Origin of the sequence: Acidovorax sp. LjRoot129, from assembly GCF_964253765.1 — a bacterium.
Taxonomy (GTDB): Bacteria; Pseudomonadota; Gammaproteobacteria; order Burkholderiales; family Burkholderiaceae_C; genus Acidovorax.
Map to the genome: position 1 here is coordinate 2,566,655 of NZ_CAXUSE020000001.1, position 12,711 is coordinate 2,579,365.

The 12,711-nt window shown below is 64.1% G+C and carries 13 protein-coding genes and 2 tRNA genes; 11 read left to right on the forward strand and 4 right to left on the reverse strand.

Translation table 11 applies throughout. The annotated features are described in order from the left end of the window. Positions 1–25: 25 nt before the first annotated feature. The 10 genes from hscA (at position 26) to ACSQ3Q_RS11770 (ending at position 7,044) form a co-directional block, all read left to right on the forward strand. Positions 26–1,897 carry a Fe-S protein assembly chaperone HscA gene (gene hscA, locus ACSQ3Q_RS11725; RefSeq protein WP_436134550.1) on the forward strand — a complete coding sequence of 624 codons (1,872 nt, stop codon included), beginning with the start codon at positions 26–28 and terminating at the stop codon, positions 1,895–1,897. Between the two features lie 56 nt (positions 1,898–1,953). Continuing rightward, entirely contained in the window at positions 1,954–2,292 is a 339-nt protein-coding gene (gene fdx / locus ACSQ3Q_RS11730; protein ID WP_436134551.1) for an ISC system 2Fe-2S type ferredoxin, read from the forward strand. A gap of 147 nt (positions 2,293–2,439) precedes the next feature. Continuing rightward, a complete protein-coding gene (gene dnaQ, locus ACSQ3Q_RS11735; RefSeq protein WP_436134552.1) occupies positions 2,440–3,153 on the forward strand; it encodes a DNA polymerase III subunit epsilon in 714 nt (237 codons plus the stop codon). 37 nt (positions 3,154–3,190) lie between these two features. Next, positions 3,191–3,265 (forward strand) — tRNA-Val (locus ACSQ3Q_RS11740). Positions 3,266–3,318: 53 nt separating this feature from the next. Further along, positions 3,319–3,393 (forward strand) — tRNA-Val (locus ACSQ3Q_RS11745). Positions 3,394–3,605: 212 nt separating this feature from the next. Further along, positions 3,606–4,643, forward strand: coding sequence for a histone deacetylase family protein (locus tag ACSQ3Q_RS11750; RefSeq protein WP_436134553.1), 1,038 nt, complete (start codon positions 3,606–3,608; stop codon positions 4,641–4,643). Positions 4,644–4,734: 91 nt separating this feature from the next. Further along, entirely contained in the window at positions 4,735–5,832 is a 1,098-nt protein-coding gene (locus tag ACSQ3Q_RS11755) for an NAD(P)/FAD-dependent oxidoreductase (RefSeq protein WP_436134554.1), read from the forward strand. A gap of 136 nt (positions 5,833–5,968) precedes the next feature. Next, a complete protein-coding gene (locus tag ACSQ3Q_RS11760) occupies positions 5,969–6,274 on the forward strand; it encodes a DUF883 domain-containing protein (RefSeq protein ID WP_436134555.1) in 306 nt (101 codons plus the stop codon). 42 nt (positions 6,275–6,316) lie between these two features. Then, positions 6,317–6,712: a phage holin family protein gene (locus ACSQ3Q_RS11765; RefSeq protein ID WP_436134556.1), complete on the forward strand. Its 396-nt coding sequence runs from the start codon at positions 6,317–6,319 to the stop codon at positions 6,710–6,712. Next, positions 6,712–7,044, forward strand: coding sequence for a hypothetical protein (locus ACSQ3Q_RS11770; protein ID WP_436134557.1), 333 nt, complete (start codon positions 6,712–6,714; stop codon positions 7,042–7,044). Before ACSQ3Q_RS11765 ends, ACSQ3Q_RS11770 begins: the two co-directional genes overlap by 1 nt. Positions 7,045–7,135: 91 nt before the next feature. Here the strand turns inward: ACSQ3Q_RS11770 and ACSQ3Q_RS11775 are convergent, their stop codons facing one another. Next, complete coding sequence (locus ACSQ3Q_RS11775) at positions 7,136–8,191, reverse strand: quinone-dependent dihydroorotate dehydrogenase (RefSeq protein ID WP_436134558.1); 1,056 nt, start codon at positions 8,189–8,191, stop codon at positions 7,136–7,138. A gap of 37 nt (positions 8,192–8,228) precedes the next feature. Here ACSQ3Q_RS11775 and rpiA point away from each other — a divergent pair, with 37 nt between their 5' ends. Then, positions 8,229–8,921 carry a ribose-5-phosphate isomerase RpiA gene (gene rpiA / locus ACSQ3Q_RS11780; RefSeq protein ID WP_436134559.1) on the forward strand — a complete coding sequence of 231 codons (693 nt, stop codon included), beginning with the start codon at positions 8,229–8,231 and terminating at the stop codon, positions 8,919–8,921. A gap of 85 nt (positions 8,922–9,006) precedes the next feature. Here rpiA and ACSQ3Q_RS11785 read toward each other — a convergent pair whose 3' ends face one another. The 3 genes from ACSQ3Q_RS11785 to folD form a co-directional block, all read right to left on the reverse strand. Next, positions 9,007–9,672, reverse strand: a complete 666-nt coding sequence (locus ACSQ3Q_RS11785) for a DUF4124 domain-containing protein (RefSeq protein ID WP_436134560.1) — start codon at positions 9,670–9,672, stop codon at positions 9,007–9,009. A 42-nt stretch (positions 9,673–9,714) separates the two neighbouring features. Continuing rightward, positions 9,715–11,760: a M3 family metallopeptidase gene (locus ACSQ3Q_RS11790; RefSeq protein ID WP_436134561.1), complete on the reverse strand. Its 2,046-nt coding sequence runs from the start codon at positions 11,758–11,760 to the stop codon at positions 9,715–9,717. A gap of 90 nt (positions 11,761–11,850) precedes the next feature. Then, a complete protein-coding gene (folD, locus tag ACSQ3Q_RS11795) occupies positions 11,851–12,705 on the reverse strand; it encodes a bifunctional methylenetetrahydrofolate dehydrogenase/methenyltetrahydrofolate cyclohydrolase FolD (protein ID WP_436134562.1) in 855 nt (284 codons plus the stop codon). Positions 12,706–12,711: the final 6 nt, after the last annotated feature.

Consider the following 12,711-nt stretch of genomic DNA (forward strand, 5'->3'; position numbering starts at 1 on the left):
TCTTTCGTTTGAGATACCGAATTCCATGGCGCTTTTGCAGATTTCCGAGCCCGGCCAGTCCCCTGACCCCCACCAACGGCGCATTGCTGTCGGCATTGACCTGGGCACTACCCATTCGCTGGTCGCTGCCGTGCGCAACGGCGTGGCCGAATGCCTGCCCGATGCGCAGGGCAGGGTGCTGTTGCCCTCGGTCGTGCGTTACCTCGGCAATGGCGGTCGCCAGATCGGCCACGATGCGGTGGCCGCGCAGGCGCAGGATCCCCGCAACACCATCGCCTCGGCCAAACGCTTCATGGGGCGCGGCCTGCACGACGTGGTGGATGCGGACAAGCTGCCCTACGAGTTCGTGACCGGTACGGGCACGCAGGCCGAAGGCATGGTGAGCCTGGCGACGGCCGATGGCATCAAATCGCCCGTGGAAGTCAGCGCCGAGATCCTGGCCACACTGCGCTATCGCGCTGAAGACACCTTCAACGATGACCTGTACGGTGCGGTCATCACTGTGCCCGCCTATTTTGACGATGCCCAGCGCCAGGCGACCAAGGATGCAGCCAAGCTCGCCGGTATCCACCTGCTGCGCCTCATCAACGAGCCGACCGCTGCGGCCATTGCCTACGGACTGGACAACGCGAGCGAGGGCGTCTACGCCGTCTATGACCTGGGCGGCGGCACGTTCGATATATCGATCCTCCGGCTCACGCAGGGCGTGTTTGAGGTGATTTCCACGGGCGGGGATTCGGCCCTGGGCGGCGACGACTACGACGCTGCATTGGCGGACTGGGTGCTGCTCCAGCTGGGCCTGCAAGTGACCACGCCCGCTGACAAGACGGCAGTGCGCATGGCCGCGCGCGCGTCCAAAGAGGCTCTGACTGCTTCTGAATTGATAGCATTCAAGGCAGAACTATCAAGCGGTGGAGTCCATTTTGATGTTAAAAGATCGGATTTCGAGGCTGTGACAGCAGAGCTGACCGCCCGTTCGATGGCCGCTGTGCGCCGCGCATTGCGCGATGCCCATCTGGCACGGGACGAAGTCCAGGGCGTGGTGATGGTGGGCGGCTCGACCCGCATGCCCCAGGTGCAGCGCGCCGTCGCCGAGTTCTTCGGCAAGGAGCCTCTGAACAACTTGAATCCCGACGAGGTGGTGGCGCTGGGCGCATCCATCCAGGCCAACCAGCTCGCCGGCAACAAAACGGACGGCGACCTGCTGCTGCTGGACGTGACGCCGCTGTCGCTGGGCATCGAAACCATGGGTGGGCTGGTCGAGCGCATCGTGGCGCGCAACGAAACCATACCCACCGCAAAGGCCCAGGATTTCACCACCTACAAAGACGGGCAGACCGCTTTGGCGGTGCATGTGGTACAGGGTGAGCGTGACCTGGTTCAGGATTGCCGCAGCCTCGCACGCTTTGAGTTGCGTGGCATCCCGCCCATGGCCGCAGGCGCGGCGCGGATCCGCGTGACCTTCACGGTGGATGCCGATGGTCTGTTGAACGTGAGCGCCAAGGAACAAGGCAGCGGCGTGGAAGCGCGCATCGATGTGAAGCCTTCGTATGGCCTCTCCGACGACGAAATCGCTCGCATGCTGCAAGACGGGTTTGCCACCGCCGCCCAGGACATGAAAGCCCGCGCCGTGGTCGAAGCCCGCGTTGATGCCGACCGCATGCTTCTGGCCACGCAGAGCGCCCTGGACGCAGACGGCGATCTGCTGTCGCTGCCAGAGCGGGAGCGCATCGATGCGCTGATGGTGGCTTCGCGCGCGCAGCGCGATGTCGACGACGCCGCCCTGATCGAAGCCGCCACCGAAGCCTTGGCCAAGGGCACCGAAGCTTTCGCGGCCCAGCGCATGAACCGTGGCATCCAGCAGGCCCTGGCTGGCAAGAATGTCGAAGCGCTTTGAGCGTGATCGGAAAAAAGCGCGAACAGCAAAACTAGAACACCAGAAGAACCCGCCCCATGCCCGTCATCAAGATCCTTCCCCATCCTGAATACTGCCCCGCCGGCACGGAGATCACCGCGCCCGCCGGCACGTCGATCTGCGAAGCGCTGCTCGAGAACCACATCAACATCGAGCACGCCTGCGACATGAGCTGTGCCTGCACGACCTGCCACGTGATCGTGCGCCAGGGATTGAACTCGCTCAACGAGGCGGAGGAAGAAGAAGAGGACCTACTCGACCGCGCCTGGGGTCTGGAGCCGCAGTCGCGCCTGTCGTGCCAGGCGATTCTGGCGCAGCAGGACCTGGTGGTGGAGATTCCCAAATACACCATCAACCACGCCAAGGAAAATCATTGAATTGAAGCCCTGTGGGTCGTTTGGCGGAATCCTCGCAGGGGTGCACCGCCAGCGGGGCGGGGCCTTTTACGGCGGCGCTGGCCCATACACCGGGGCGCGCAAGTTTCATCGGGGCCGAAGGTTGGCGGCCGGCTATGGAGAATCGAAATGACACGGCAAATTGTTCTGGACACTGAAACCACCGGCCTGTCGGCAGAGGGTGGCGACCGCATCATTGAACTTGGCTGCGTGGAGCTGCTCAACCGCAAGCTCACGGGCAACAACCTCCACCTGTACTTCAACCCGGGCCGCGACAGCCACGAGGACGCCCTGAAGGTGCACGGCATCAGCAACGAGTTCCTGAAGGACAAGCCCAAGTTTGCCGAGGTGGCCGATGAGATCGTGCAATACCTGCAGGGTGCCGAGATCATCATCCACAACGCAGCTTTCGACGTGGGCTTTCTCAACAAGGAACTGGAACTGATCGGTCGGCCGGCCTTTCGCACCTACGTGGAAAGCGTCACCGACACGCTGGCCATGGCCAAGGAGATGTACCCCGGCAAGCGCAACTCGCTCGATGCGCTGTGCGACCGCCTGGGCGTGGACAACTCCAGCCGCACCTTGCATGGCGCCTTGCTGGACGCGGAACTGCTGGCCGACGTCTACATCAACCTCACCCGCGGCCAGGATGCGCTGCTGATTGCAGACGACTCGCAAGAGGGCAGCGACGGCCTCAGGATTCCGGCTATCGACCTGCGGACGTTGCTCTTGCCGGTGCTCAGCGCCAGCGACCAGGAAGCCCTTGCGCACGAAGAAGTTCTCGCCCAAATCGACAAGGCCAGCGGCGGTAAAACAATTTGGCGGGCTGTGCAGGCGGCCTAAAAACCTGTGCCATAATCGAAGGCTGTCGCAGCGACACGGGTGATTAGCTCAGCGGTAGAGCACTGCCTTCACACGGCAGGGGTCACATGTTCGATCCATGTATCACCCACCACGCTTGCCACAGACCTTCGCTCTCGTATCCTGTTCGTTCAGGGTGCTGGCGACGGGTGATTAGCTCAGCGGTAGAGCACTGCCTTCACACGGCAGGGGTCACATGTTCGATCCATGTATCACCCACCAATTCAAACCCTTGCTGGTTCCGACCTGCAGGGGTTTTTTCGTGGCCGGTCGGGCCCGCGGTTCTGCTGGACTTGCTTGCGAGGCCGCAGGCGCATGGCACCGTCTTTCACTGCCCCTCGGACCGCCTGGATTCGGCTGCGGGCCCTCTTCATGCCGCTAAAGTGTCAGGCGCTGCCGCTATCGGCTCCGACGCCATCCACGACGCTCCGCCCATGATCACTTTTCACAACCCCTTGCACCAGGGCCACGCGCCCGTCCATGAGTTCTACCGCGGCGAGCGCGTGCCGTGCTTTGAAAAGCCCGCCCGTGTCGACTATGTGGAAGAGGCGCTGCGCCTGCGCGGCCACGCCCTTCATGTGCCCGACGTGGACAGCTCAGCAGTGCTCTCGCAGGTGCACTCCGAGCGGTATCTCACCTTCCTGCAAACGGCCTGGCTGCAGTGGGTCAGCCTGGATCCTGCCAACGCCGCGCTGCAGCCGTTTCCTTCGGTGTGGCCGGTGCGTACCTTGCGCAGCGATGTGGAACCCGACAATTTCGTCGCCCGCCTGGGGCTGTATTCGATGGACAACGGCACACCCATGGCCGCCGGCACCTGGGCCGCGGCCAAGGCCGGTGCCGACGCTGCAGCCAGTGCCGCTGCCCGTGTTGCGCATGGGGCACGCACCGCGTTCTGCTGCACGCGACCGCCGGGCCACCATGCCGGCCCGGACTTTATGGGCGGCTACTGCTTTCTGAACAATGCCGCGGTGGCTGCGCAGTTGATGCGCAACCAAGGCGCGGCGCGCGTTGCGCTGCTGGATGTGGACTACCACCACGGCAATGGCACACAAAGCATCTTCTATGAGCGCTCCGACGTGTTGTTCATCAGCATCCATGGCGACCCGCGCACCGAATACCCGTTCTATCTGGGCCATGCGGATGAAACCGGTGCAGGGCAGGGTGCGGGTTTCAACCTCAACCTGCCGCTGCCGGCGGGCACCAGCGCTGCCACCTGGTTCGATGCGCTGGAGGGCGCCTGCCAGCGCATTGCAGCCGATGGCGCGGAAGCCCTGGTGATCTCGCTCGGGCTGGACGCCTTCGAGGGCGATCCGATTTCCCGATTTGCCCTGTCCTCCGATGACTTCACCCGACTGGGCGAGCGGCTTGCGCGCCTTGGCCTGCCCACGGTGTTTGTGCTGGAAGGCGGCTACGCTGCCGCCGAGCTGGGCACGAATGCAGTCAATGTGCTCGATGGGTTTGAGCAGGTGTGATGGGCGCTGAGCCGTTTGATTCGAGACTGGGCAGGACTATCTGGTGCGCCACCTGCAAGCGCGAAAAACCACAAAAATCAGGAGCACGAGGATGATCGAACAGGTGGATTGCGTAGTGGTGGGCGCAGGCGTTGTCGGGCTTGCTATCGCCAGGGCCCTGGCGCTGCAAGGCCGCGAGGTCTTGGTGCTGGAGGCTGCCAATGCGATTGGCACCGGCACCAGCTCGCGCAACAGCGAAGTGATCCATGCCGGGCTGTACTACCCCACTGGGTCGCTCAAAGCGCGCCTGTGCATCCGGGGGCGCGAGCTGCTTTACACCTACTGCGCCGAACGCGGTGTGCCCCATCGCCGATGCGGCAAGCTGCTGGTGGCCACATCACAGGCCCAGCTGCCGGGTCTGGAGTCCATTCGGGCGCGGGCCCAGGCCAACGGCGTGCTCGACCTGCAGTGGCTGACACGTGAACAAGCACAAGCCCTGGAGGCGGCACTGGAATGTGTGGCGGCCCTGCATTCGCCCAGCACCGGCATTGTCGACAGCCACGCATTGATGCTGGCGCTGCAGGGAGACCTGGAGCATGCGGGCGGAATTGTGGTGCTTAATTCGGCTCTAGCGCTTGCTGAATGTGCGCAGAATGCTATTGAATTGGTAGCAAACGACGGAACGAGGCTGCAAGCCCGCACCGTGGTCAACGCCGCCGGCCTCCATGCGCCGCGCCTGGCTACACGTTTTGCCGGGCTCGACCCAGTGCACGTGCCCCAAGCACACTACGCCAAGGGCAGCTACTTCACGCTGACGGGCAAGGCGCCGTTCAGCCACCTGATCTACCCTGTGCCCGAGGCCGCTGGGCTGGGCGTCCACCTGACGCTGGACCTGGGAGGACAAGCGAATTTTGGGCCTGACGTGCAGTGGGTCGATTCGCCCGACGACTTGCTGGTGGCCCCCGCCCGAGGGGATGCGTTCTATGCAGAGGTTCGCAAATACTGGCCGCAGTTGCGCGACGGCGCGCTGGCGCCGGGTTATGCGGGCATCCGCCCCAAAATCCACGGCCCCGATGCCCCCGCTGCCGACTTCGTGATCCAGGGGCCACAAGTGCACGGCGTCGCCGGGCTGGTCAACCTGTTTGGCATTGAGTCGCCTGGCTTGACAAGTGCCCTGGCGATTGCGGAGCATGTGGCTGCGCTGGTTTGAGTTGCGCCAGTCGCATTGCAATCGGTAACCTCTTGGGTCCCCGTCCTACGGAGTGGCCGTGAGTGAATAGCTAAGATGAATTCGAGTCCTCCTAGCGAGGACGCACCAGTTTTTGTTGCTCTTAAGAAAGGCTTGTATGACTGCTTCCGACACGACCACCACGACCCAGGGCGAACTGGAAAAGCTGGTTTCTGACTTGCGGGGGCTGCTGGCCAGCAAGACGCTGGATGCCGTCCCTGAAATCAAGATGTTGCGCCAGCGGCTGGACGACGGCGTGCAGCATGCGCGCGAGTCGGCTGTGCGTGCGGCGCAGGACGCTGCCGACAAGGCCAAGGAGGCGGCCCTGGCCGCCGACCGCTATGCGCACGACGAGCCATGGCGTGTTGCCGGTGCCGCCTTGGCAGTGGGCGCGCTGGTGGGGTTTCTGCTTGCACGCCGTTGATGTGAACCGCAACGCGATGACCACGGTCCTTGGAGGCAGCACATGAACTGGCTTTCCATCCTGGGTCTTGAAGTGCTGGTCGCGCGGTGGCGCGCCAATGTGATCGAAGCCGCCATTGCGGCCGAAGATCGCATGGACTTGGTCCGGCTGGAATGGCAAGAGCAAAAGAAGCGGCTGGAGCAGATTCTGGTGCTCACCATTGCGGTCGCCGGGCTCACGGTGGTGGCGCTGATCATGGCGTCGCTGGCCGTGCTGGTGCACTTCTGGGATACGCCCCAGCGCACGATGGTGGCGTGGATTGTGGCGGGCGTCTGGGTGGCCGGATGGGCGGCAACTCTGCTGTCCCTGGTGTCGGTCGCGCAGCGCGCCCGCAACGGTTTTGCACTGACTCGCAAAGAGCTGGCGCAGGACTGGAGCGATATCAAGGAGCGTTTGTAATGGCCTCTGTCTCCCCCTCCATCGCAACCCCGGACACCGCTGACGCGCCAGCACCGACCGCTGCACAGCAGAAGGTGCTGGACCGCATCGCAACGCAGCGGGATCGGCTGCGCGCGCGTCGGGCCGCCATGGCCCAGTCGCGGGCAGTGACACAGCAGCGAGACGGCATCGGCGGCATTGATGAGTCGTTTGTCCTGCGCGCTGCGGGTTTTGCCCGCGAACATCCTCTGGCGGTAGCTGCCATGGCAGGCGTAGGCTTGCTGGCGGGCCCGCGCAGGCTGATCCGCTGGGCAGGCGTGGTGCTGCCGCTGCTCATGCGCTTGCGGCGCTGACCCTTCAGCGGCCATACGCTGAAAGAAAAGCCGCTGCGCGACAGCGGCTTTTTTTGGGGGGCCCGAGTAGCGCTGCGCCAGGCTTATTGGCTCATGCCTTTAATGCTTTGAGAGCCTTTGCAGCCTTCAACACCAAAGCCGGGCCTTCGTAGATAAGGCCGGTATAGATCTGCACCACGTCAGCACCTGCGCGGATTTTGCTCACCGCGTCGTCGGCGCTCATGACGCCGCCGACGCCGATGATCGGGTACTGGCTGCCCAGCGCCGCACGCAGTTGGCGGATCACCTGATTGCTGGCGTCCAGCACCGGGGCGCCGCTCAGGCCACCCGTTTCTTTCGCATGCTGCAACCCCTCCACAGCGGCGCGGCTGATCGTGGTGTTTGTGGCAATCACGCCATCCATCCCGTGGCGCCGCAGCGTGGCGGCAATGACGTCGACCTGGGCTTCGTTCAGATCAGGCGCGATCTTCACGAACACGGGCACGCGCTTCGCATGCCGCACAGCCAGCGCTTCGCGGCGCTCTGCGACGGCAGAGAGCAAGGCATCCAGCGCCGCATCGCTTTGCAGGGCGCGCAGGTTTTGGGTGTTGGGCGAACTGATGTTGACAGTGACGTAGTCCGCGTGCGGGTACACGCCTTCCAGACAGGTCAGGTAGTCGCTGGTGGCGTTCTCGATTGGCGTGGCGGCGTTTTTGCCGATGTTCAGCCCCAGCAACATGGGATGGCGGCGCGCCTGCGTGCGAAAGCGTGCCTGTTGCACGTTGTGCAAGAAAGCCTCGAGCCCTTCATTGTTGAACCCCAGGCGGTTGATGAGCGCGCGCGCCTGGGGCAGGCGGAACATGCGCGGCTTGGGATTGCCGGGCTGTGCCTTGGGCGTTACCGTGCCGACCTCGACAAAACCGAAGCCCATGGCGCCCAGGGCGTCGATACAACGCGCGTTCTTGTCGAGGCCTGCGGCCATGCCGACGCGATTGGGAAAGGTCAATCCGGCGAGTTGGATAGGGTCGTCCACCGTTTCATTGCACCACGCCCACTGCAGCGGGGTGCGCTGACCGCGCGCCAGCATGTCCATGGTGAGTTCGTGGGCAGCTTCGGCATCAAGGCCAAAAAGAAACGGGCGGGTGAGGGCGTAGGGGATCAGGGACATGGAGGGATAATTCAAGGATTACCCCCGATTTTCTCCTATGACGACGACCCACACGCCCCTCACCCAAGACGAACTCAAGACCCTGGTCGGCCAAGCCGCGCTGCACTACGTCGTGCCCGGCGAAATTGTGGGGGTCGGCACCGGCTCCACCGTCAATAAATTCATCGATGCATTGGCCGGCATCAAGGACCAGATCAAGGGGGCGGTTTCCAGCTCCGTAGCAAGCACGGAACGCCTGAAGGCCCTGGGCATCGCGGTGTTTGACGCCAATGAGGTCGAATCGCTCTCCGTGTACATCGACGGTGCCGACGAGATTGACGGCCGCGGCCACATGGTCAAGGGCGGTGGCGCGGCGCTCACGCGTGAAAAGATCGTGGCCGCGTTGGCCACCCGATTCGTGTGCATCGCTGATGAGTCCAAGCTGGTCCCGGCGCTCGGGCAGTTTCCTTTGCCTGTGGAGGTGATCCCGATGGCCGCCGCGCATATCACGCGCCGATTCACTGCAATGGGCGGCCAAGCCACTGTGCGCATGAAAGACGGCCAAGCGCTCGTGACCGACAACGGTCAGCACATCCTTGACGTGAGGGGGCTGTCGATCACTGACCCGCTTGCGTTTGAATCCGAGATCAACCAATGGCCCGGCGTTGTGACGGTGGGCGTTTTTGCGCACCAGAAGGCGTCGGTATGTCTTCTGGGTACGGCGCAAGGGGTCAAGACAATCACTTACTGAAGCGGGTAAGACGCCATAGTGACCAAAAAAGGGGCCGCGAAGGCCCCTTTTTTGTTGTGCGCCTCCAGGAGCGCCCAGGGAGGTATCAGAACGTGATGCCGGCGGGATTGCTTGGCGTAGGACCTTGGTTGACAGGCGCTGGCGGGCGCGCCCTGGGAGAAGAGGCGCGTGCAGCCGGAGCCGAGGCGCCCGCTGTCGCTGCTGCAGGAACCGCAGGCTTGGCAGCCACCAGCGGTGCTGGGGCAGGCTGGCGATAGGTGCGCGGCAGTTGCGACTGCTTGGGGTAGCCGGCGGCATCAAGGTATTGGGCCCATTCACCTTCCGAGAATCCGGTGAGCTGCTGCGAGCCGATGGAGCCAAAAGGAAGGCTGGTGCCACCGCTCAAGCGTTGGAACGCGGCAATGTCGTCATTGCTCGACACGGTCCGCTCAGTGAACGGGATGCCACGCAAAGACAGAAAATTGCGGGCGGATGTGCACGGGGCGCAGTCGTTGCCGGTGTACAGCGTGACCGGGAAGCGGCCGGCAACCTGGCGCAATTCAAAGGGAAGCGCATCGTTGCTGGCCGCCGGGCCTGTCCCGGTGGTACGGGCTGGTTGCGCGTTGCCCTCCGCCGGAGGCCGGTCGGAGAAGGTCACCTTGCCATCCGGTCCCACTATGCGGTAGACGCCCTGCGCGTGCGCGCCCGCGCCCGCGCAGACCAGCGTCATCAGCAGGGACGCCAGCAGGGGCGCGGTGAATGGCTTGTGCATTTTGGTTCTCCTCACTACTCAAACGTGGTGGTGATGGTGGGGTTACGCCGCCGGCGCCTCAGCCATGCCCTGGTGGCGCAGCAACGCATCCAGATTCGGCTCGCGGCCCCGGAAGGCCTTGAAAGACTCCATGGCCGGGCGGCTGCCGCCAGCTTCCAGAATCGCTTCGCGGTAGCGGCGGCCTGTTTCCGTGCTCGGCAGTCCGTCGGTGCCCGCCGTTTCTTCAAAGGCAGCATACGCATCAGCGCTCAGCACTTCAGCCCACTTGTAGCTGTAGTAGCCGGCAGCGTAGCCGCCTGCAAAGATGTGGCTGAAGGTGTGGGCCGTGCGGCTGAATGCGGGCGGCGTCAGTACCGAGACCTCGTCGCGCACCTGGGCGAGCAGGGGCATGAAATCCTTGGCCGGGTCGTGCTCGGTGTGCAGCAGCATGTCGAAGAGCGAGAACTCAATCTGGCGCAGTGTCTGCATGCCGCTCTGGAAGTTCTTGGCGGCAATTAGCTTGTCGAACAGCGCGCGGGGCAGGGGCTCGCCCGTGTCTACATGGGCCGTCATGTGCTTGAGCACGTCCCACTCCCAGCAGAAGTTTTCCATGAACTGGCTGGGCAGCTCCACCGCATCCCATTCCACGCCGCCAATGCCCGAGACGTCGCGCTCGTTCACCTGGGTCAGCATGTGGTGCAGGCCGTGGCCGAACTCGTGGAAGAGCGTGATCACGTCGTCGTGCGTGAGCAGCGGAGGCTTGCCGTCCACGCCGCTGGCGAAGTTGCAGACCAGGTGGGCCACCGGGGTTTGCAGCACGCCGGTATCGGGGCGCAGCCAGCGGGCGCGCACGTCGTCCATCCAGGCACCGCCGCGCTTGCCGGTGCGGGCGGGCTGATCCAGGTAGAACTGGCCGACCAGCGTGTTGCCGCGCTCAATGCGATAGAACTCCACCGCAGGGTTCCACACCGGCGCGCTGTCGCGGCGGATGGACACCTCGAACAGCGTCTCGATGATCTTGAACAGGCCCGCCAGCACCTTGGGTGCCGTGAAGTATTCCTTGACCTCCTGCTCGCTGAAGGAATACCGCGCTTCCTTGAGCTTCTCGGAGATGTAGGGCCAGTCCCAGGCCTCAGGGTTCTGGAGGGCGAGCTTTTCTGCGGCGAAGGCGCGCAGGTCGGCAATGTCCTTCTCGGCGTAGGGGCGGGCCCGGCGGGCCAGGTCGCGCAGGAAGCCAATCACCTGGGCGGGTGACTGGGCCATCTTGGGCACGACAGAGACTTCACCGAAGTTGGCGTAGCCAAGCAACTGGGCCTCTTCGCGGCGCAGGGCCAGAATCTCGCCGATCAGCGCCGTGTTGTCGAATTTGCGCGCGTCGCCCTCGGCCTGGTCGGAGGCACGCGTGACGTAGGCACGGTACAGCTTCTCGCGCAGATCGCTGCGTGCTGCAAACTGCATTACCGGCAGGTAGCAGGGCATCTTGAGCGTGAGCTTGTAGCCTTCCTTGCCATCGGCCTGGGCGGCCTCCAATGCGGCCTGCTGCACATCGGGCGGAATACCTTCCAGCTCTTCGGCAGTGGCGTAGTAGGCGTAGGCGTCCGTGGCGTCGAGTGCGTTCTCGCTGAATTTCTGGCTCAACTCGGCCTGGCGCTCCTGGATCTGTGCAAAACGTTCCTTGGCGCTACCCGTCAACTCGGCGCCGCTGAGGACAAAGTTGCGCACTGCGTTCTGGTGCGCCTGGCGCTGCTCAGGGCTGAGGGCCGCGGGGTCGATGGCCTTGTATTTGGCATACAGGCGCTCATCAGCGCCCAGGCGGGTCCAGAACTCGGTGACGCGGGGCAGGGCTGCGTTGTAGGCGGCGCGCAGCTCGGGCGTGTCTGCCACGCTATTGAGGTGGCTGACGGCGCCCCAGGCCATGCCAAGCTGCTCCGTAGCCACGTCCAGCACTTTGGCGATGGCTTCCCAGCGGGCGGGAAAGTCGGGGGCAGTGACGGTTTCCAGTGCGACGCTGGCCCGCTCCAGCAGCACGTCCATGGCGGGCGCCACGTCTTCTGGGGTGATGCGGTCAAACGGTGGAAGGCCGGCGAAATCGAGAAGGGCGTTGCTCATGCGAAGGTAGATGGCGCCGGGAGGCGTTGGTTCAAGTTGCAAGGCAGCGGTGCGCACCGCAGATCACTGTTGATTTGCGCGTGCTCGGGGTCAGAGCCCTGCGGTGCGTTCGGCGGCCTCGATGGTGTTCACGAGCAGCATCGTAATGGTCATGGGGCCAACCCCGCCAGGCACGGGGGTGATCCAGCCGGCCACTTCCTTGACGCCGTCAAAGTCTACGTCGCCGCAGAGCTTGCCGTCGTCGTTGCGGTTCATGCCCACGTCGATCACCACCGCGCCGGGCTTGACCATGTCGGCGGTCAGCACATTGCGCTTGCCCACGGCGGCGACGATCACGTCGGCCTGCAGCGTTTGCGCCTTCAGGTTCTGGGTGGCGCTGTGGCAGACGGTGACGGTAGCGTTTTGGCCCAGCAGCATCAGGGCCATGGGCTTGCCCACGATGTTGCTGCGGCCGATGACCACGGCGTGTTTGCCCTTGAGGTCGTAGCCGATGCTTTCCAGCATCTTCATGCAGCCGTAAGGGGTGCAGGGCCAGAAGCCGGGCATGCCCGTCATCAGGGCGCCGGCGCTGGCGATGTGAAAACCATCCACGTCCTTGGCGGGCGAGATGGCCTCGATCACCTTCTGCGCATCGATGTGCTTGGGCAGCGGCAGCTGCACCAGGATGCCGTGGATGGCCGGGTCGTTGTTGAGTGCATCGACACGGGCCAGCAAGGCGGCTTCGGTCATGTCGGCGTCGTATTTCTCCAGCACCGAATGCAAGCCGCTGTCTTCGCAGGCCTTGACCTTGTTGCGCACATAGACCTGGCTGGCGGCGTTGTCGCCCACCAGAACCACGGCCAGCCCGGGTTTGACACCGCGGGCGGTCAAGGCTGCAGCGCGTTGCGCCACGTCGGCGCGCAGTTGGCGGGAGAGGGCGTTGCCGTCGATGAGCTGTGCTGTCATGTCGAA

Excerpts from the sequence above, each read along its gene's own strand:
- ACSQ3Q_RS11785 (WP_436134560.1), bottom strand. The coding sequence starts at position 9,672 with ATGCACAAGCCATTCACCGCGCCCCTGCTGGCGTCCCTGCTGATGACG.
- fdx (WP_436134551.1), top strand. The coding sequence starts at position 1,954 with ATGCCCGTCATCAAGATCCTTCCCCATCCTGAATACTGCCCCGCCGGC.
- ACSQ3Q_RS11760 (WP_436134555.1), top strand. The coding sequence starts at position 5,969 with ATGACTGCTTCCGACACGACCACCACGACCCAGGGCGAACTGGAAAAG.
- ACSQ3Q_RS11770 (WP_436134557.1), top strand. The coding sequence starts at position 6,712 with ATGGCCTCTGTCTCCCCCTCCATCGCAACCCCGGACACCGCTGACGCG.
- rpiA (WP_436134559.1), top strand. The coding sequence starts at position 8,229 with ATGACGACGACCCACACGCCCCTCACCCAAGACGAACTCAAGACCCTG.
- folD (WP_436134562.1), bottom strand. The coding sequence starts at position 12,705 with ATGACAGCACAGCTCATCGACGGCAACGCCCTCTCCCGCCAACTGCGC.
- hscA (WP_436134550.1), top strand. The coding sequence starts at position 26 with ATGGCGCTTTTGCAGATTTCCGAGCCCGGCCAGTCCCCTGACCCCCAC.
- ACSQ3Q_RS11775 (WP_436134558.1), bottom strand. The coding sequence starts at position 8,191 with ATGTCCCTGATCCCCTACGCCCTCACCCGCCCGTTTCTTTTTGGCCTT.
- dnaQ (WP_436134552.1), top strand. The coding sequence starts at position 2,440 with ATGACACGGCAAATTGTTCTGGACACTGAAACCACCGGCCTGTCGGCA.
- ACSQ3Q_RS11755 (WP_436134554.1), top strand. The coding sequence starts at position 4,735 with ATGATCGAACAGGTGGATTGCGTAGTGGTGGGCGCAGGCGTTGTCGGG.
- ACSQ3Q_RS11790 (WP_436134561.1), bottom strand. The coding sequence starts at position 11,760 with ATGAGCAACGCCCTTCTCGATTTCGCCGGCCTTCCACCGTTTGACCGC.
- ACSQ3Q_RS11750 (WP_436134553.1), top strand. The coding sequence starts at position 3,606 with ATGATCACTTTTCACAACCCCTTGCACCAGGGCCACGCGCCCGTCCAT.
- ACSQ3Q_RS11765 (WP_436134556.1), top strand. The coding sequence starts at position 6,317 with ATGAACTGGCTTTCCATCCTGGGTCTTGAAGTGCTGGTCGCGCGGTGG.